Here is a 17,693-nt window from a genome sequence, read left to right as displayed (position 1 = left end):
CACGCTCCGTGATCGAGTCGAGTGCACCGGGCCGGCGCGCCGGCGTGCCGGTGCCCTTCGGACCTCCGGGTTTCCCCCGGGGCCCGCGGGAAACGGAAGCGGCTCCTCCGGGGAGGGGGCGGTCACTCGTGAGCGGGGGTCCGCAGCGCGAGTATCGCGACGTCGTCGTCGTTGTCCTCCGGGCGCACCCGCACGAGCAACTGGTCGGTGAAGGACTCCAGGGGTTGATGGCTGAGGGAGGCGGCCTGCCGGCGCAGCCGGTCGAGTCCGTCGTCGATGAGCCGTCGCGGCGCCTCCACCAGACCGTCCGTGTAGAGCACGAGGGTGGAGCCGGGCGGCAGGACCGCCGACGCGTCCACGCGGGCCCGGTTCGCCCGGGTGCCGAGGAGAAGTCCGTGGCCCTGGGTGAGATAGCGGCTCCGGCCGTCCTGAGTGATCAGCAGGGGCGGCGGGTGCCCGGCGTTCGTCCAGGACAGCTCCCACTGCCCGCCGGTGAGCGGGCTTATCCGCGCGAAGATCATGGTGGCCATGCTGACCTCGCTGAGGTGCTGGGTCGCGTGGTCCAGCCACTCCACGATCATGCTCGGCAGCCGCTGCTCCGACCAGGCGTAGGCGCGCAGCATGTTGCGCAGCTGGGCCATGCCGGCCGCCGCCTCCAGATCGTGTCCGACGACGTCGCCGATGGCCAGGGCCGTGGCCCCGTCGCTCAGGACGAACGCGTCGTACCAGTCCCCGCCGACCTGCGAGGCGTCCGGGGCGGGCAGGTACCGGGCGGTCATCTCCAGATGCGCCACGGGCGGCAGCTGGGGCAGCAGATGGCGCTGCATCGTCTCGGCGACCTTGCGCTGACGCTGGTAGAGGCGGGCGTTCTCCAGGGCGAGACCGGCCCGGCGCGTGATGTCCTCCAGCAGGGGCAGATCCGCGACGGTGAACGGCTCGGGCCGCCGCGAACGGCCCAGCGTCAGCGCGCCCAGGACCTCGCGCAGGCTGCTGATCGGCGCGATGACCGCCGAGTGCATGCCGGTGGTGTCGAACAGCCGGCGCTGTTCGACCGCGATGCCGGAGTCCGCTTCGCCCTGGTAGGTCTCCGGACCCACCACCGTGGACGCCGCCCCGCGCAGCGCCCGCGACAGCGGCAGCGACGACTGCTCGGGCAGCGGAGGCATCGGCCCCTGGAGGTCCTCCCTGGTCACCAGGCCGCCGTCGTCCGCCTGCACCACCAGCGAACGCCACACCTCGTCGCTCTCGGCGAGCAGGTCGATGATCGCCCAGTCCGCCAGCCGGGGCACCACAAGCCGCACCAGCCGGTGCAGGGCCGCGTCCACGTCCAGGGTCGAGGTGAGCTGCGTGGTGGTCTCCGCGAGCAGGGCCAGCCGCTCCAGCTCCGAGAGCGTCTCCGTGCCCGGCCCAGTCTCCGGGACCGCCCCGAACACGTCCTCCTCCAGCACCGGATGGAAGATCACCAGCGTGCCCGCACGCCCGTCCCCGAACTGGTACGGAGTGATCAGCCAGGAGATCGTCAGCAGGGACCCGTCCCCCCGCTCGAACCAGTCCTGCCTGGCCTGCGCGGTGCGGCCGGTCATGAACGCCGGGCGCATCGCGCACCGGGACCGCGGCAGCTGCTCCCCGAACCGGCTGCGGTGCAGCAGGTCGTGCGCGTCCTGGCCGAGGAGCTCGGCGGCCGTGCGCCCCAGCAGCTCCTGGGCCCGGGCGTTCACGGCCACCACGTATCCCTGCTCGTCGACCACGTACGCCCCGGCGCCGATCGCGTTCAGCGGCCCCGTGAGACCGGCCGACACGGCCGCGGCCGCGGTCGGGGCCGGGTGGGCTGGGTGGGCCGGGTGGTGGGGCTGGTCGACGGCCCCGGTGGCCTTCGCACCCGTCACTTCGCGCCTCCTCGTCCTGGATGGAGGCTCGCTGGCCGCCCTCCGTGCCGGAACCCCGTGTTCCGCACGTCTGTGCGACACTCCTGGGCCTCCCGGGAGTGTCCCGCGAATGGGGATTCCATTCTCCTCCGACTTCCCGGCAGATCCCCGCCGACTTTCCCGTCGGGTGTTTTTCGGCCTTTCCCCGGGTCTCGTCCGGCTCGCCCGCGGACATTATCCAGGTGAGGCCAGGAAGTGGGACGACGGGCCTTCGCCCCGCGTATCCGGCCCCGGCGACCCGCGCCGGCCGATCGGCCGTCCGGCGGATCGGCGGACGGAAGTGCGTACCCCTCGTGACTGCGGGTACCTGCGGAGTCTGTGTTCGCGGCAGTTAAGGCGGTGCGTATGGAACCCTTTTCGTCGGACGGCTGCACGCCGCCGGACCTCGAGGGCCTGCGGACTTCGGCGGCCCTCGGGGGCGGCGGGGCGTGCATCGCCGAGGCACGGCATCTCGCGGCGGAATTCCTGAGCGACGTACGCGTGGGTCACGGTCTGCGGATCTCGACGCGGGCCGAGGAGGTCACCCAGCTGGTGGTCAGCGAGCTGGTCACCAACGCCCGCAAGTACGCGGCCGGTCCTGTCCAGCTGGAGCTGCGGATCGCGGGGGACGACGTCGAGGTGGTGGTCGCGGACAGCGATCCGAGGCTGCCGGTGGCCTGTGCCGCGGATCCGGAGCGGATCGGCCGGCACGGGCTGGAGATCGTACGCGCCGTATGCGAGGGCTTCGCCGTGCGGCGCGGAAGCACCGGCAAGCGCATCTCGGCCAGGGTCGCCCTCCACGACGACCCGCACGCCCACCCGGCCGGGCGGCGCTCCGCGTGAGCGCCGCCCCCGGTCACCAGCCCGTCAGCAGCAGATGGTTGACGAGGAGGGCGACCAGCGCCTGGAGGGCGAGCCAGACGCGGGGGCGGGGCAGCAGCGCGCAGGCCGGGAGCAGCCACATCGCGAACGGCAGCCAGATGCGCTCCGTCTCCGCCTTGCTCATGCCGGACAGGTCCGCGACCAGGAGGGCGAGCAGCGCGCAGAGGGCGAGCAGGGCCAGGCGAGCCTCGGCCGCCCCGGCCCCGCCCTCCGCTGCTTCCGGCGCCGGACGGCCCCGCACCCCGGGCCGCCGGCGCAACAGCGCGGCACCGGCCCGGCCCAGTCCGGCCACGGTGGCGAGGCCGACGACGAAGACGGTGCACGCGAGATTGGCCCACACCCAGTAGCCGTAGGGACGCGTCCCGCCCACCCCCTGGTAGTAGCGCGTGACCAGCAGCCGGTACGCCTCCCACCAGTCGAACCCGGCGAGGGTGAACAGCGCGGGCACCACGGCGAGGCCGGCGAGCAGGAACGCAAGGACGTCGGCCCGCGCGCCGGGACGGCGGTCGCCGAGCAGCAGCACACCCGCCGCGATCAGCGCGAACAGGGTGAGACCGTAGGAGAGGTAGCAGGTCAGGCCGAACAGCAGCCCCGCGCCGAAGGCGGCGGCCCGCCGCCCGGGCGTCGGCCCGTCCGTCACCGCGAGGGCGAGCAGGGCCACGGACCACGCGGCGACGGCGGCGAAGTAGCCGTCCGCGGACGCGCCCACCCACACCGCGGCCGGCGCGAGCGCCAGGAACGGCGCCGCCCGGCGCGCCAGGCCGTCCCCCGCCAGTGCCCGCACCGCCACCAGCACGGCCACGCTCGCCGTGGCCCCCACGGTGATGCACCAGGCACCGGCCCAGCCGCCGCCGCGCAGGCCGATCCGGTCGAGCAGCACGAAGGTGAGCGTCGCCCCCGGCGGATGGCCGGCGATGTGGGCGGGCCAGGGGGAGGGCGAACCGGCGACGATGTGGTGGGTGAAGTCCCGCAGTGCGGCCGGGACGTCCTGGAAGCGGCCGACGACCCGCAGGTACTCGTTGGGGGTGGTCAGCCGGACGGCCACGCCCCGGTGCCAGCCGTCCACCAGGGCGAGCGACCAGGTCCAGGCCATGGCGGTGGCCCAGGTGGCGGCGAGAAGGGCCCGCCACGGCAGCCGCGCCGCGAGCGTCGGCCCGTACGCCACCACGGAGACCGCCACCAGCACGGCGGCCGGGGTGCCCGGCCCGGTGTGGGGGTCCCAGTCGGCGAACAGCGGAGGCCAGTGGAGGAACAGCGTGTGGCGGGTGAACTGGATGTGGCGGCCGACCAGGACGGCCGCCACCACCAGCAGGGTGGCGGCCGCGGCGGCGCAGAGGTCGCGCAGAAGAGGGCGGGTCACACCGGCACGCTAGGGCGCGGGACGGGCCCGGGGACGGCGCACGGGCCGGACGTCAGCGTTTCGTCATGGGTCGCGGACCGTTTCGGGGGTCTTCCCGGCCTACCGTCGGATCATGAGCGATCCACGGCTCCCCTCCTCGCCCGGCTTCTGGCGCAGTCCGCTGCGCGGCCCCTGGTTCACCTCGGTGCTCGGCCTCGTCCTGCTCGCCGGCATCACCGTGCTGTTCGTGACCGGTCTGGTCTCCTACGCCGCCTACAACCCCGACCTGTCGCCGGTGAACGACCAGACCCCCGGCAAGGGGATCCTCGGTTTCTACCTGTTCGCCTGGCCGACCCACCCGTACTGGCTGTACCGGGTGAGCCAGGGCGTCCACGTCACGCTCGGCATCACCCTGATCCCCGTCCTGCTGGCCAAGCTGTGGTCGGTGGTGCCCGGGCTGTTCGCCCTGCCGCCCGCCCGGTCGCTCGCGCACGCACTGGAGCGGCTCTCGCTCCTGCTCCTGGTCGGCGGCGGGCTGTTCGAGTTCACCACCGGGGTGCTCAACGTCCAGCTCGACTACGTCTTCCCCGGCTCGTTCTACCCGCTGCACTTCTACGGCGCCTGGGTGTTCTTCGCCGCCTTCGTCGCCCACGCGGTCCTGAAGCTGCCCGCGGCCCTGCGGACCGTACGCCGGGCGCGGGACGCGGGCCGTGCCCGGGACGCGGGTCACGTGCCGGAGGCGGGCCGTGCACGGGACACGGGTCAGGCGCGCGAAGACGGTGCGACGGCGCCGGAGGACGGTCCGGTCGCGCCGGAAGAGAGTCTGGTGGCGCCGCGGCCCGACCCGCCCACCGTCTCCCGGCGCGGGGCGCTCTGGCTGGTCGGCGGCGGCTCCCTGCTGCTGTTCGGCACGACCGTGGGCCGCAGCTTCGACGGGCCGCTGCGGCGGACCGCCCTGCTCGCGCCGCACGGCTGGGCCGAGCCGGGCAGCGGTCCGGGCGGCTTCCAGATCAACAAGACCGCCGCGTACGCGGGAATCCGCGCCGTGGACACGAGCGCCCAGGCGTGGCGGCTGACCGTGGCCGGCCGCACCGGCACCGTCCGGCTCACCCGGGCCGACCTGGAGCGGCTCCCGCTGCACAGCTCGGCGCTGCCCATCGCCTGCGTGGAGGGATGGTCCACCTCGGACCAGTGGTGGCGCGGGGTGCGGCTGCGCGACCTGGCCGCCCTCGTCGGGCACGACGATCCGCCCGACGTACTCGTGGAGTCGCTCCAGCGGCACGGCGCCTTCCGCCACGCCGCCCTGCGCGCCAACCAGGTCGCCGACCCGCGGTCCCTGCTCGCCCTGTACGTCAACGGCGAGGACCTGACCCCCGACCACGGCTACCCGGCCCGCGTGATCGTGCCCGCGGCGCCCGGTGTGCTCAACACCAAGTGGGTGGCCCGGATGACCTTCGGAGACCTGTGATGCCACGCCGCCGGCGCTTCTACCGCACCAAGCTGCCGCACTGGGCTCCTGTGGTGGGCAGCCCGCTGCAACTGCTGCTCCTGGCCTGCTCGTTCGCGCTCGCCGCGTACGCGGGGGTACGGCTGCTCGCCGGCGACTGGTTCGCGGTGGCGGTGTGGTTCGTGGGCGCCGCGCTGCTGCACGACCTGGTGCTGCTGCCGCTGTACTCGGCGGCCGACCGGGCCCTCGTCCGGACGGCGGGCGCGGCGGGCCGCCGGGAGCGGGTGCTGTACGTCCGGGTCCCGGCGGTCCTGTCCGGTCTGCTGCTCCTGGTGTGGTTCCCGCTGATCAGCGGTCAGGTGGCCGGGCGCTACCAGTCGGCCGCCGGGCTGCCGGTGGAGGGCTTCCTCGCTCGCTGGCTGCTGATCACGGCCGTGCTCTTCGGCGGCTCGGCGCTGCTGTTCGTCCTGCGGCTGCGCAGCGCGACGAAGCACCGCCCGCCGGCCGTCCACTGATCGACGGGCCGCCAGCCGGCCCGGTCCGCGTGGCGGAGCAGGGCGGCGGCGCCGAGCCGCGCCCAGGGGAACGGGGCGCCCGTGTCGCCGCGGGCGCCGGGGACGCCCACCACCTGCACGTGGACGCGTTCGTCGACGTCCATCGGCGAGGTCTCGGCGATCAGCAGTCCGCCCGCGCGCACCAGCCGGGCCAGACGGCGCAGCAGGGCGCCCGGGTCACCGCCGATGCCGACGTTGCCGTCCATGAGCAGCGCGGTGCCCCAGCACCCCGCCCCGGGAACCGCCTCGAAGACCGAACGACGCAGCACGCACCCGTGCCCGGCCTCCGTCCCCGGGGGATACGGCCGGGACGCGTCGCCTCCCGTGCCGGACGGCCGGGCCGCGTCGTCGGCTTCCGCGCCCGGGGCGTGCGGCGCGGGCGCGTGCCCGGTTCCCGTCCCCGGGGCGTGCGGCGCGGGCGCCTGCCCGGTTCCCGTCCCCGGGGCGTGCGGCGCGTACCCCTCCCCGGGGTCTCCCCTCGGCTCACGTGTTGCCGACCGGGTGGCGTCCTCCGTCCCTCGCGCGGGGGCTGCCGCTGCGTCCCGGCGTTCCCTGCCCGGCCCACGCGGCGGACGACCCACCCGCCGTCGCGTGTGGGCGACCGCCGCCTCGCTGACGTCGATCCCCAGCACGTGGCGTCCCTCGGCCGCGAGGGCCGCGACCAGGCGCCCCGGTCCGCAGCCCACGTCGAGCACGGCGCCCTCGCAGCGGGCCAGGACCGCCAGGTCCGCCGGGTCCGGGTCGGCGCACCACCGTTCCACCTCCAGCGGCAGCAGCCATCCGTCGGTCCGGCGCAGGAAGAGCGGGCCGTGGCCGGTGCGCAGGGCGGCGGAGTAGGGCTCGTCCGCGGCCCACGCGGGCGCCGCCGGCCGCGCGCGCCGACCGGAGGCGTCCGACGGCGCGAGGTCGTGTGCGGTGCTCATCGGCCACCGACCGCCGTGAGCCGGGCGAGCCGCGCGGCGAACCGGCCGTGGGGGGCCCGGGCGGCGACGGCCCGGGCGTCGTCGGCCGTGTCGACGTCGCGCAGACGCGGCAGGTCGCGTACGCGCAGCCCCGCGGCGACGAGCCGCTCGCGCTGCACGGCGCCCGTGGTCGCCGTCGACATGGGCACGCCACGCAGCAGCGCGGGGTCGGGAACGGCCATCCCCAGGGCCCAGAAACCGCCGTCCTCGGCCGGTCCCAGGCAGGCGTCGCAGTCGGCGAAGTCCACGGTCAGCAGCGCCGGTGTCACCTGCGGCGTGTCCATCCCGACGAGCAGCGCCGGACCGGCGCAGCCCGCGAAGGCCGCCGCCAGCCGCACGTCCAGGCCGCCCCCGCACTGCGGTACGACGTCGAAGCCGGGCGGAAGCCAGGGGCCGGGCGTGCCGTCGAGCACCAGGACCCGCCGGTCCGCGGGCGCGGCGGCGACGGCGTGCAGGGTGTCCGCGAGGGCCGCCTCGGCGAGTTCCGCCGCCTCACGCGGGCTGAACGGGGGCGTCAGCCGGGTCTTCACCCTCCCCGGCCGGGGTTCCTTGGCGATGACGAGGAGGGTGGTCACCGGGGCACCCCCGCGGCCCCGGACGGGGCCGGTTCGGCCAGTACGCGGCTCATGTCCCGCACCGTCTGCCAGGTTCCGCGCCAGGTGCCGGTGACCTTGGAGGCGCCGGTGCGCGGCAGGTACGGGACGTCGTGCTCGGCGACCCGCCACCCGGCGTCGGCGGCGCGGACCACCATCTGCAACGGGTAGCCGCTGCGGCGGTCGGTCAGGCCGAGGGCGAGCAGCGCCTCACGGCGTGCGGCGCGCAGCGGGCCGAGGTCGTGCAGGCGCAGTCCCGTGCGGCGGCGCAGCATCCGCGTCAGGGCGAGGTTCCCGGCGCGGGCGTGCGCGGGCCACGCGCCCCGGCCCTGCGGACGGCGCCGGCCGAGCACCAGGTCGGCCTTCCCGGCGCGCACCTCGCGGACGAAGGGGACCAGCAGCGCCGGGTCGAGGGAGGCGTCGCAGTCGCAGAAGCACACGACGTCCGCGGTGGCCGCGGTCAGCCCGGCGTGGCAGGCGGCGCCGAACCCGCGGCGCGGCTCGGACACGACGGTCGCGCCGAGGGAGCGCGCCAGCCCGGCCGAGCCGTCGGTGGATCCGTTGTCCACGACGACGGCGCGCCAGCCGCGGGGGATGCGGGCGAGGACCCAGGGAAGGGCCTCGGCCTCGTCCAGGCAGGGGAGCACCACGTCGACGTCCGGGGACGGGGGAGAGGTCGTCACGGTGTTCACCCTACGAACGCGAACCGGGCATATCGGGCCCTCGCTCCTTACGAAACGCGGACGTCGCGGGACGGAGAGCCCCTTCGGCGGCACGGGCGCGGCGCGCGGTGCGAGGCTGGACCCATGCAGCAGCCGTACGAGCCCCCCGGGGCCGACGCCGTGAGGGCCGACGACACTGCGGCCCACGCCGTGCGGGCCGGCCACACCCCGGCCGAGGCCGTGGAGGCCGCCTCCGTGCACGCGACCCCCATGACACCCGGGACCGCGGCCGGGGCCGCCCGGGTCCTGGTCGTGGAGGACGATCCCACCGTCGCCGAGGTCGTGTCCGGCTACCTGGACCGCGCCGGCTACGTCGTGGACCGCGCCGGGGACGGGCCGACGGCGCTCGCCCGGGCCGCCGCGCGCCGCCCCGACCTGGTGGTGCTCGACCTGATGCTGCCGGGCATGGACGGCCTGGAGGTGTGCCGCCGGATGCGCGCCCGCGGACCGGTCGCCGTCATCATGCTGACCGCCCGCGGCGACGAGGACGATCGCATCCTCGGCCTGGAGGTCGGCGCCGACGACTACGTCACCAAGCCGTTCAGCCCGCGTGAACTCGTCCTGCGCGTGGAGTCGGTGCTGCGCCGTACACGCCCCGCGACCGCGGCCCACCCGCCGGGCGCGGCCGGCCCCCTGGACGCGGCCGGTCTCACCGTCGACCCTGCCGCCCGCCGCGCCACCAAGAACGGCGCCGAACTCGCCCTCACCCTGCGCGAGTTCGACCTGCTCGCCTTCTTCCTCCGGCACCCGGGGCGCGCATTCAGCCGCGAGGACCTGATGCGGGAGGTCTGGGGCTGGGACTTCGGCGACCTGTCGACCGTCACCGTGCACGTGCGGCGGCTGCGCGGCAAGGTCGAGGACGACCCCGCCCGGCCCCGCCTGATCCAGACCGTCTGGGGTGTCGGGTACCGCTTCGACCCCGCCCGCTCCGAGGGGAGCCGGCCGTGCGCGACGCCCTCCTGATCGCCCTGTACGCCTTCCTCGGCGCCGCCGCGACCGGCCTGGCCGGAGCGGGCGTGCTGCGGCTGATCCGGCGCCGCTCGCTCACCGCGTCCCTGGCCGTGGTGGCCGCCGTGGCCGTGCTCGCGATGCTCGCCGGAACCCTGGCCGTGGCGCAGGCGATGTTCCTGTCCGCGCACGACCTGTCGGTCGTCACCACGGTCGTGGCGATGGCGGCCGTGGTGTCCCTGGCCACCGCGCTGCTGCTGGGCCGCTGGGTCGTCGCCCGCAGCCGCGAACTCGCCCGTGCCGCCCGCTCGTTCGGGGACGGCGGCGACTTCGCCGCCCCCGCGGGCCCGGCCACCGCCGAACTGGAGTCGCTGAGCCGGGAGCTGGCCGCCACCAGCGCCCGGCTCGCCGCCTCCCGGGAACGCGAGCGCGCCCTGGAGTCCTCGCGCCGCGAACTGGTCGCCTGGATCTCCCACGACCTGCGCACCCCGCTCGCCGGACTGCGCGCGATGTCCGAGGCGCTGGAGGACGGCGTGGCCGCCGACCCGGCCCGGTACCTGCGGCAGATCCGCACCGAGGTCGAGCGGCTGAACGACATGGTCGGCGACCTGTTCGAGCTCTCCCGCATCCACGCCGGCGCCCTCGCCCTCACCCGCTCCCGGATCTCCCTGTACGACCTCGTCGGCGACGCCCTCGCCGGCGCGGACCCCCTGGCCCGGGAGCTCGGGGTGCGCCTCGTCGGCGACCGCGTCGCGTCGGTACCGGTCGAGGTGGACGGCAAGGAGATGAGCCGGGTGCTCGGGAACCTGCTGGTCAACGCGATCCGCCGGACCCCCGCGGACGGTACGGTCGCCGTCACCGCCGAACGCGCGGCCGAAGGCGTCGTCCTCTCCGTCAGCGACGGCTGCGGAGGCATCCCCGAGGAGGACCTGCCCCGCGTCTTCGACACCGGCTGGCGCGGCACGCACGCCCGCACGCCCCCGGCGGGCGCGGGCCTGGGCCTCGCCATCGTGCGCGGCATCGTGGAGGCCCACCAGGGGCGTGCCGCCGTACACAACATCCCCGGCGGCTGCCGCTTCGAGGTGACGCTGCCCGCGGCCGAGGGCTGACCGCCGGGCTGGCCGCCGGGCGGGCACCCGGGGAACCGCCGGGTCAGCGCCCGCTCGGCTCCTTCGCCGGGGCCGGCGCCCCCTCCTCGCGCAGCCCCGCCCGGGCGAACTCGCGCATCCCGTCCGCGAAACCGACCCGCGGCCGCCAGCCCAGCTCGGCCCGCAGCCGTCCGGAGTCGGCGGTGATGTGGCGTACGTCGCCCAGCCGGTACCCGCCGGTGACGACGGGCTCCGGGCCGCCGTACGCGGCGGCCAGGGCCCGGGCCATCTCGCCCACCGTGCGCGGCTCGCCGCTGCCGGTGTTGTACGCCGTCAGCACGCCCCCGCGCGCGCCGGCCTCCAGGGCCGCCACATCGGCCGCGGCCACGTCCCGCACATGCACGAAGTCGCGCCGCTGCCGGCCGTCCTCGAAGACGCGCGGGGCCTCGCCGCGGGCGAGCGCGGAGCGGAAGAAGGAGGCCACCCCGGCGTACGGGGTGTCGCGGGGCATCCGCGGCCCGTACACGTTGTGGTAGCGCAGGGACACCGCCGACCCTCCCGTCGAGCGGGCCCACGCGGCCGCGAGGTGTTCCTGGGCGAGCTTGGTGGCGGCGTACACGTTGCGGGGGTCGGCCGGGGCGTCCTCGCCGACCAGACCGGGGGTCAGCGGGCGGCCGCACTCCGGGCACCGCGGCTCGAACCGGCCCGCCTCCAGGTCGTGGACGGCCCGGGGGCCGGGACGCACCACCGCGTGCGCCGGGCACTCGTAGCGTCCCTCCCCGTAGACGACCATCGAGCCGGCCAGGACGAAACGCTGCACGCCGGCGTCCGCCATGGCCGAGAGCAGGACGGCGGTGCCGAGGTCGTTGCGGGAGACGTACTCCGCCGCGTCGGCGACCCCGGTGCCCAGACCGACCATCGCCGCCTGGTGGCACACCGCGTCCACGCCGCGCAGCGCCCGGGCCACCGCCTCCCGGTCCCGCACGTCCGCGCCCGCGTCCGCGCGCACGTCGAACACGACGGGCTCGTGCCCGCGCTCCGCCAGCGCCTCGACGACATGGGACCCGATGAACCCGGCACCGCCGGTGACCAGTACACGCATACGGCACACGCTAGGCCCGCGGCACCGCCGCGACGCCCGTACGCGCCCGGCCCGTCACACCTCCGTAAGACGACGGGACGACGACGGGACGAGGCGGACGACGGGACAGCGAGGAGGTGGGACAACGGGACGGCGAGGAGCCGGGACGGCGAGAGGCGGGACGGCGCCCGGGCGTCTCAGGGAATCGTGATGCCGCGATCCGTCCGGCCCGGCCGCGGGGGGAGGCCGGGGAGGCGCACGGAGCGGGGCGCCGCCGACTCCTCGCGGCGCGGCAGGCCCGCGACGGCGGCGGCGACGTCCCGGGCCGTGAGCAGGCCGACCAGGTGCCCGTGCGCGTCGGTGACCGGCAGGGCGTCGGTGCCGCCCTCCCACATCGCGGCCGCGGCCCGGCGCACCGGCTCCTCGCCGTGGACGGTCACGGTCCGGCGGCCGCGGGTCAGCTCGCCCACGGTCCGGCGGGACAGCGCCGACGCCGGAGCCGCACAGGCCACGGCCAGTTCGGCGCGGTCCAGCAGCCCCGCGCAGCAGCCGTCGGCGCGGACCACCGGGAGATGCCGCTGCCCGGACCGCTCCAGGACCTCCCAGGCCAGCAGTACCGACTCGGCCTCGCCCACCGAGTACGGCGCGGGCTGCATCAGCTCTCCCACGGACAGCCGGCCGGCGAGGACGTGCTGCGGCGGTTCGCCCATGACTGCCTCCTGGGACGGGAGTTCGGGGTCGACGGGGACGTGTGGACGGAGCCGTGACCGGCTGGTCAGACGGGGATGTCGTCCGGGGCGAGGACGACGATCGAGAAGAGGTCCCCGAGCGCCGCCAGGCTCGTGTCGTGCACCGTCCGGGCCGGTATCACGGTCCCGTCGGGCCCGGTCAGGTCACGGGTGGCGGTCGCGTCCGCCACGACGGTGGACCGGTAGCCGAGCCGGAAGGCGTCGCGGGCCGTCGAGCTCACCGCCAGGTGGGTCATGAACCCGACCAGGATCAGGTCGCGGCAGGAGCCCCGGCGGATCAGGTCGTCCAGGCCGGTTCCGGCGAAGGCGCTCGCCAGGCTCTTGACGACGACCTCCTCGCCCTCGATGGGGGCGACCTCCTTGCTGATCCGGCCGGTCTCCGTGCGCACGTCGTACAGGCTCCCCGGGCCCCCGTCCTGGAGGAGGTGCACGACGGGCACGGCGGTCTCCCGGGCCCAGCTGAGCAGGCGCGCCGCGTGGGAGAGTGCCGGCTCCGCACCGGGCAGCTCCAGCGTCCCGGTGCGGTAGGTGTTCTGGCACTCGATCATGAGCAGTGTCGAGTCGCGCAGCGGAGCCGGGGCGTCACCGAGGCCCATCAGCTTGCGCAGCGTCGCGTGGTGCATGTCCGCCTCCCCGGGTGGGGTGGGTGTCCGGGACCTCCCGGCCGCGGCCGGTCAGCGGGCCGTGATCGCGGCGATCACGAGCGGGCCGGGGCGGGCGCACCGCCGCGGTGCCCTGGCACGGGTCCCGGAGGCGGTCCGCCCGTCCGGTGTCGGCCGGGCGCGCTCAGTCCTCGCCGCGCCCGATCGGAACCTTGTGCTCGACCGCCTCCGTCTCCTTCGGCAGGGGGAACGCGACGGTGAGGATGCCGTCCTTGTAGGCGGCGCGGATGTCCTCCTCCGAGGTTCCCTTCGGCAGCGCCAGCGACCGCGCGAACGACCCGTAACGGAACTCCGAGCGCTGCTTGCCCTCGATCGTTTCGCTGTGTTCCGCGCGGATGGTCAGGACGCCCTCCGACACGGAGACCTCGATGTCCTGCTCGGGATCCATCCCCGGAAGTTCCGCACGCACCAGGTGCTCGCCGCCCTGGTCGAACTCCTCGATACGGATGGCGTGGGGTCCGGTCCCGACGCGCTCGGTCAGCCAGGTGGGGATCCACGATTCGTCGATCCAGTCGAACATGTCCGGCAGGGGACGGTGACGACGAGTGGGCAAAGCAGGCATGGCCGCATCCTTCCGTTTTGTCTTGCCTCCCGCTCCTTCCACGCTCGACGCGGGCTCGCGCCCGCCATAGGGCCGTACGTCCCTGAACCGACGCTGGTGGACCCCAAGGAAACGGCGCCGGGCGCGGCTCCGCCGGGCGCGCCCGGCGGAGCCGTCCGGCACGGGCCCGGGGACGTTCGGCCCAGTGCGGGCCACCGGGCTCCGGCGGATGGTCGAAGAGAGCCGTACGAAGGGGGCCGCCATGCCCTTGGAGACGATCCGCAAGGACACCCCGCCCCGGGTGCCGCCCAACCTGGACGACTACGACAAGGAGTGCGCGACCTTCTCCTGGTCCGCCGCGCGCGGCGGGCTCCAGGGACTGCCCGGCGGCCGCGGGCTGAACATCGCCCACGAGGCCGTGGACCGGCACGCCGCCTCGAGCCGCGCCACCGGCGTCGCGCTGAGCTGCGTGGGCCGCGACGACTCCGTCACCACCGTGACGTACGCCGAACTGGCCCGCTCCACGGCCCGGTTCGCCAACGTGCTGCGCACGCTCGGCGTCGGTCGCGGCGACCGGGTCGTGACGCTGCTCGGCCGGTGCCCGCAGTTGTACACCGTGGTCCTCGGCACGCTGAAGAACACCAGCGTGCTCTGCCCGCTGTTCTCCGCCTTCGGCCCCGACCCCGTGGCGCAGCGGATGCGGCTGAGCGACGCCCGGGTGCTGGTCACCACGGCGGAGCTGTACCGCAGGAAGGTCGCCGGGCGGCGCGACGGGCTCCCCGGGCTGCGCCATGTGCTGATCGTCGGCGCGGGCGCGGACGACCTGCCGGACACCCTCCCCTACGACGCGCTCATGGCCGAAGCGGACGAGGAGTTCACCATCCCGCCGACGTCCCCCGACGACATGGCCCTGCTGCACTTCACCAGCGGCACCACGGGCACCCCCAAGGGCGCCGTCCACGTCCACGAGGCGGCCGTCGCCCACTACGCGACCGCGCGGTACGCGCTCGACCTCCACGAGGGGGACGTGTTCTGGTGCACGGCCGACCCGGGCTGGGTCACCGGCATGTCGTACGGAGTCGTCGCGCCCCTGATGCACGGCGTCACGGTCGTGGTGGACGAGGGCGACTACGACGCCCGGCGCTGGTACCGGATCCTCGCCGACCGGCGGGTCGGCGTCTGGTACACCGCGCCGACCGCGCTGCGCATGCTGATGCGGACCACACCGCGCACCGGGCCCTACGACCTGCCCGCCTCCTACGACCTGAGCGCGCTGCGCTTCGTCGCGTCGGTGGGCGAGCCGCTCAACCCGGAGGCCGTGCTGTGGGGGCGGGACGTGCTGGGACTGCCCGTGCACGACAACTGGTGGCAGACCGAGACCGGCGCCATCATGATCGCCAACTTCGCGGCCTGCGAGATCCGCCCCGGCTCCATGGGGCGCCCGCTGCCCGGAGTGGAGGCGGCGGTGCTGCGGCGCGGCGAGGACGGCCGCGCCGAGGTCAGCGGCGGACGCGTCACCGTGGTGACGGAACCCGGCGTGGAGGGCGAGCTGGCGCTGCGGCCGGGCTGGCCGTCCATGTTCCGCGGCTACCTGCACGACGAGCGGCGCACCGCGGCGGCGTTCGCGGGCGGCTGGTACCTCACCGGCGACCTCGTGCGCCGCGACGCGGACGGCTGGTACTGGTTCGTGGGCCGCGCCGACGACGTCATCAAGTCCGCCGGCCACCTCATCGGGCCGTTCGAGGTGGAGAGCGCCCTGATGGAGCACCCGGCGGTCGCCGAGGCCGGAGTGATCGGGCGCCCCGATCCCGTCGCGGGGAACATCGTCAAGGCCTTCGTCACCCTGCGGCCCGGCCACGAGGCGACCCCCGAGACCCGGCAGGAACTGCTGGCCTTCGCCCGGCGCCGGCTCGGCCCGGCCGTCGCCCCCCGCGAGGTCGCCTTCGACCAGCACCTGCCGCACACCCGCAGCGGCAAGGTCATGCGCCGCCTGCTGCGGGCGCGCGAACTCGGCCTGCCGGAAGGCGACATCTCCACCCTGGAGAGGACGGAGGGGTCCGCATGAGCACCACACGAGCGCCGCGCGGAGCCCGGTCCGCGTCCCGGCCGACCGGGCCGGCGGCCCACCGGCTGGCGCTGCTGGAGTCGATGCTCCGGGTCCGCCGGTTCGAGGAACGCTGCGTGGAGCTCTACAGCGCCGCCCGTATCCGGGGGTTCATGCACGTCTACATCGGCGAGGAGGCCGTCGCCGTCGGCGTCAACGAGGCGCTCACCGACGAGGACGCGGTCGTGTCGACGTACCGCGAGCACGGTCACGCGCTCGCCCGCGGGGTCCCCGCCGACGCGATCATGGCGGAGATGTTCGGGAAGGCGACCGGCTGCAGCCGGGGCCGCGGCGGCTCCATGCACCTGTTCGACGCCGGCCGCCGCTTCTACGGCGGCAACGCCATCGTCGCCGGCGGGCTGCCCCTGGCCGCCGGCCTCGCCCTCGCCGACCGCATGACCGGGCGCACCCGGGTCACCTGCTGCTTCTTCGGCGACGGGGCCTTCGCCGAGGGCGAGTTCCACGAGACGGCCAACCTCGCCGCGCTGTGGCGGCTGCCGGTGCTCTTCGTCTGCGAGAACAACCTGTACGCGATGGGCACCGCGCTGGCCCGCCACCAGGCCCAGACCGACCTGGCGATGCGGGCCGCCGCCTACGGCATGGTCTCCTGGGCCGTCGACGGCATGGACGTCCTCGCCGTCGAGGAGGCGGCCCGGCGGGCGGCCGAGGGCATTCACGCCGGCACCGGACCGCACTTCCTGGAGATGCGCACCTACCGCTTCCGCGCCCACTCGATGTACGACTCCGACCGCTACCGCGACAAGGCCGAGATCGAGCGCTGGAAGGAACGCGACCCGGTGGACGCCCTCGTACGGCGGATGCGGGAGGACGAGGAGCTCACCGACCGGGCGCTCGCGGACCTGGAGCACCGGGTGTCGGCCGGGATCCAGGACGCCGTCGACGCCGCGGAACAGGCGCCCGAGGAGCCGGTCGAGGACCTGCTGAAGTACGTCACCAGCCCCGTGGAGGCGAGCCGTCCATGACCACGACCCGGACCCCGGGCCCCACCCCGGGCAAGCACGCGGGCACGGCCTCCGGCACGGCCCCGGGCGCCGGTCCCGCGGAGCGTCCCGCCGTGCGTCCCGCCGAGGGGAGGACCACCTACCGGGAGGCGATGCGCGAGGCCCTGCGCGAGGCGCTGCGCACCGACGAGCGCGTGTTCCTGATGGGGGAGGACGTGGGCCGGTACGGCGGCTGCTTCGGCGTCAGCCTCGGCCTGCTGGAGGAGTTCGGGCCCGAGCGGATCCGCGACGCCCCGCTGTCGGAGTCCGCGTTCGTCGGCGCGGGCATCGGCGCGGCCCTGGCCGGGATGCGGCCCGTCGTCGAGATCATGACGGTCAACTTCAGCCTGCTGGCCCTGGACCAGATCCTGAACAACGCGGCGACCCTGCTGCACATGTCGGGCGGACAGCTGCCGGTGCCCGTCGTCATCCGGATGACCACGGGGGCCGGGCGGCAGCTCGCCGCACAGCACTCGCACAGCCTGGAGGGCTGGTACGCGCACATCCCCGGCCTGCGGGTGCTGGCCCCGGCCACCGTCGCCGACGCCCGCCACATGCTGGCCCCCGCGCTCGCCGACCCCGACCCGGTGATCATCTTCGAGCACGGCGTGCTCTACAACACCTCCGGCGACCTGCCGGCCGACGCCGGCCCGGTCGACCTGGACCACGCCGCGATCCGGCGGCCCGGGACGGACGTCACCCTGATCACCTACGGCGGTTCGCTGCCCAAGGCGCTGGCCGCCGCCGACGAACTGGCGAGCGGCGGCGTCAGCGCGGAGGTCGTCGACCTGCGCACGCTGCGGCCCCTGGACGACGCCACCGTCGGCGGCTCGGTCGCGCGCACCCACCGGGCCGTGATCGTCGACGAGGGCTGGCGCACCGGGAGCCTCGCCGCCGAGATCTCCGCGCGCCTGACCGAGCAGCACTTCTACGACCTCGACGCGCCCGTCGAGCGGGTGTGCAGCGCCGAGGTGCCCATGCCGTACGCGCACCGCATGGAGCAGGCGGCGCTGCCGCAGCCCGCCGGGATCGTCGCGGCCGCGCTCCGGGTGATCGGCCCCGCGGCGGCCGGCGCGGACGGAGCGGGGCGGGACGTGACCGGGAGGGCGGGCTGAC

At 75.4% G+C, this 17,693-nt stretch carries 16 protein-coding genes and 1 pseudogene; 8 read left to right on the top strand and 9 right to left on the bottom strand.

Going from position 1 to position 17,693, the window contains the following annotated elements:
• Nucleotides 1–122: 122 nt before the first annotated feature.
• Nucleotides 123–1,886, bottom strand: a complete 1,764-nt coding sequence (locus tag ACIPM1_RS16040) for a SpoIIE family protein phosphatase (RefSeq protein ID WP_402434417.1) — start codon at nt 1,884–1,886, stop codon at nt 123–125.
• 384 nt (nt 1,887–2,270) lie between these two features.
• On the opposite strand from ACIPM1_RS16040, the gene ACIPM1_RS16035 reads away from it, so the two are divergent.
• A complete protein-coding gene (locus ACIPM1_RS16035; protein ID WP_402434414.1) occupies nt 2,271–2,747 on the top strand; it encodes an ATP-binding protein in 477 nt (158 codons plus the stop codon).
• Between the two features lie 13 nt (nt 2,748–2,760).
• On the opposite strand, the gene ACIPM1_RS16030 is transcribed toward ACIPM1_RS16035, so the two are convergent.
• Entirely contained in the window at nt 2,761–4,146 is a 1,386-nt protein-coding gene (locus ACIPM1_RS16030; protein WP_402434411.1) for a hypothetical protein, read from the bottom strand.
• Between the two features lie 112 nt (nt 4,147–4,258).
• Between ACIPM1_RS16030 and ACIPM1_RS16025 the strand changes: the two genes are divergently transcribed.
• Both ACIPM1_RS16025 and ACIPM1_RS16020 read left to right on the top strand, forming a co-directional pair.
• A complete protein-coding gene (locus tag ACIPM1_RS16025) occupies nt 4,259–5,593 on the top strand; it encodes a molybdopterin-dependent oxidoreductase (protein WP_402434408.1) in 1,335 nt (444 codons plus the stop codon).
• Nucleotides 5,593–6,087, top strand: a complete 495-nt coding sequence (locus ACIPM1_RS16020; protein ID WP_402434405.1) for a hypothetical protein — start codon at nt 5,593–5,595, stop codon at nt 6,085–6,087. Before ACIPM1_RS16025 ends, ACIPM1_RS16020 begins: the two co-directional genes overlap by 1 nt.
• Before the next feature lie 611 nt (nt 6,088–6,698).
• On the opposite strand, the pseudogene ACIPM1_RS16015 reads toward ACIPM1_RS16020, so the two are convergent.
• From ACIPM1_RS16015 to ACIPM1_RS16005, 3 genes and pseudogenes are all read right to left on the bottom strand, one after another.
• A pseudogene (locus ACIPM1_RS16015) lies at nt 6,699–7,049 on the bottom strand (class I SAM-dependent methyltransferase); the annotation flags it as partial.
• Nucleotides 7,046–7,663, bottom strand: a complete 618-nt coding sequence (locus ACIPM1_RS16010; protein ID WP_402434402.1) for a DUF2064 domain-containing protein — start codon at nt 7,661–7,663, stop codon at nt 7,046–7,048. The gene ACIPM1_RS16010 and the pseudogene ACIPM1_RS16015, both read right to left, overlap by 4 nt.
• Nucleotides 7,660–8,373 carry a glycosyltransferase family 2 protein gene (locus ACIPM1_RS16005; protein WP_356189835.1) on the bottom strand — a complete coding sequence of 238 codons (714 nt, stop codon included), beginning with the start codon at nt 8,371–8,373 and terminating at the stop codon, nt 7,660–7,662. The genes ACIPM1_RS16010 and ACIPM1_RS16005 overlap by 4 nt, the downstream gene beginning before the upstream one ends.
• 240 nt (nt 8,374–8,613) lie before the next feature.
• Between ACIPM1_RS16005 and ACIPM1_RS16000 the strand changes: the two genes are divergently transcribed.
• Together ACIPM1_RS16000 and ACIPM1_RS15995 are read left to right on the top strand one after the other, a co-directional pair.
• On the top strand, nt 8,614–9,366 hold the full coding sequence (locus ACIPM1_RS16000; protein WP_402434846.1) for a response regulator transcription factor: 753 nt from the start codon (nt 8,614–8,616) through the stop codon (nt 9,364–9,366).
• Nucleotides 9,348–10,460 (top strand): sensor histidine kinase, encoded by a 1,113-nt coding sequence (locus ACIPM1_RS15995; RefSeq protein WP_402434399.1) that lies wholly within the window; start codon nt 9,348–9,350, stop codon nt 10,458–10,460. Before ACIPM1_RS16000 ends, ACIPM1_RS15995 begins: the two co-directional genes overlap by 19 nt.
• A gap of 43 nt (nt 10,461–10,503) precedes the next feature.
• Here ACIPM1_RS15995 and ACIPM1_RS15990 read toward each other — a convergent pair whose 3' ends face one another.
• The 4 genes from ACIPM1_RS15990 to ACIPM1_RS15975 form a co-directional block, all read right to left on the bottom strand.
• Nucleotides 10,504–11,541: an NAD-dependent epimerase/dehydratase family protein gene (locus ACIPM1_RS15990; protein ID WP_402434396.1), complete on the bottom strand. Its 1,038-nt coding sequence runs from the start codon at nt 11,539–11,541 to the stop codon at nt 10,504–10,506.
• Nucleotides 11,542–11,717: 176 nt separating this feature from the next.
• Complete coding sequence (locus ACIPM1_RS15985; RefSeq protein WP_402434393.1) at nt 11,718–12,230, bottom strand: HPP family protein; 513 nt, start codon at nt 12,228–12,230, stop codon at nt 11,718–11,720.
• 65 nt (nt 12,231–12,295) lie between these two features.
• A complete protein-coding gene (locus tag ACIPM1_RS15980) occupies nt 12,296–12,892 on the bottom strand; it encodes an isochorismatase family protein (protein ID WP_356189825.1) in 597 nt (198 codons plus the stop codon).
• Nucleotides 12,893–13,055: 163 nt separating this feature from the next.
• Complete coding sequence (locus ACIPM1_RS15975; protein ID WP_356189823.1) at nt 13,056–13,451, bottom strand: Hsp20/alpha crystallin family protein; 396 nt, start codon at nt 13,449–13,451, stop codon at nt 13,056–13,058.
• A gap of 283 nt (nt 13,452–13,734) precedes the next feature.
• On the opposite strand from ACIPM1_RS15975, the gene acsA reads away from it, so the two are divergent.
• Genes acsA through ACIPM1_RS15960 form a run of 3 tightly spaced genes read left to right on the top strand, consistent with a single transcriptional unit; the run spans nt 13,735 to nt 17,692 of the window.
• A complete protein-coding gene (gene acsA / locus ACIPM1_RS15970) occupies nt 13,735–15,537 on the top strand; it encodes an acetate--CoA ligase (RefSeq protein ID WP_402434389.1) in 1,803 nt (600 codons plus the stop codon).
• Nucleotides 15,534–16,559: a pyruvate dehydrogenase (acetyl-transferring) E1 component subunit alpha gene (gene pdhA, locus ACIPM1_RS15965; protein ID WP_402434386.1), complete on the top strand. Its 1,026-nt coding sequence runs from the start codon at nt 15,534–15,536 to the stop codon at nt 16,557–16,559. Before acsA ends, pdhA begins: the two co-directional genes overlap by 4 nt.
• Nucleotides 16,556–17,692, top strand: coding sequence for an alpha-ketoacid dehydrogenase subunit beta (locus tag ACIPM1_RS15960; protein WP_402434383.1), 1,137 nt, complete (start codon nt 16,556–16,558; stop codon nt 17,690–17,692). Before pdhA ends, ACIPM1_RS15960 begins: the two co-directional genes overlap by 4 nt.
• Nucleotide 17,693: the final 1 nt, after the last annotated feature.

The organism is Streptomyces sp. NPDC086766 (assembly GCF_044746005.1).
GTDB lineage: Bacteria > Actinomycetota > Actinomycetes > Streptomycetales > Streptomycetaceae > Streptomyces.
The sequence above is the reverse complement of the archived record's forward strand: the minus strand, read 5'-3'. Positions and strand labels throughout refer to the sequence as shown.

Coding starts and splice junctions, on each gene's coding strand:
- ACIPM1_RS15990 (WP_402434396.1), bottom strand. CDS start 11,541: ATGCGTGTACTGGTCACCGGCGGTGCCGGGTTCATCGGGTCCCATGTC.
- ACIPM1_RS15985 (WP_402434393.1), bottom strand. CDS start 12,230: ATGGGCGAACCGCCGCAGCACGTCCTCGCCGGCCGGCTGTCCGTGGGA.
- ACIPM1_RS15975 (WP_356189823.1), bottom strand. CDS start 13,451: ATGTTCGACTGGATCGACGAATCGTGGATCCCCACCTGGCTGACCGAG.
- ACIPM1_RS15960 (WP_402434383.1), top strand. CDS start 16,556: ATGACCACGACCCGGACCCCGGGCCCCACCCCGGGCAAGCACGCGGGC.
- pdhA (WP_402434386.1), top strand. CDS start 15,534: ATGAGCACCACACGAGCGCCGCGCGGAGCCCGGTCCGCGTCCCGGCCG.
- ACIPM1_RS16000 (WP_402434846.1), top strand. CDS start 8,614: ATGACACCCGGGACCGCGGCCGGGGCCGCCCGGGTCCTGGTCGTGGAG.
- acsA (WP_402434389.1), top strand. CDS start 13,735: ATGCCCTTGGAGACGATCCGCAAGGACACCCCGCCCCGGGTGCCGCCC.
- ACIPM1_RS16035 (WP_402434414.1), top strand. CDS start 2,271: ATGGAACCCTTTTCGTCGGACGGCTGCACGCCGCCGGACCTCGAGGGC.
- ACIPM1_RS16020 (WP_402434405.1), top strand. CDS start 5,593: ATGCCACGCCGCCGGCGCTTCTACCGCACCAAGCTGCCGCACTGGGCT.
- ACIPM1_RS15980 (WP_356189825.1), bottom strand. CDS start 12,892: ATGCACCACGCGACGCTGCGCAAGCTGATGGGCCTCGGTGACGCCCCG.
- ACIPM1_RS16025 (WP_402434408.1), top strand. CDS start 4,259: ATGAGCGATCCACGGCTCCCCTCCTCGCCCGGCTTCTGGCGCAGTCCG.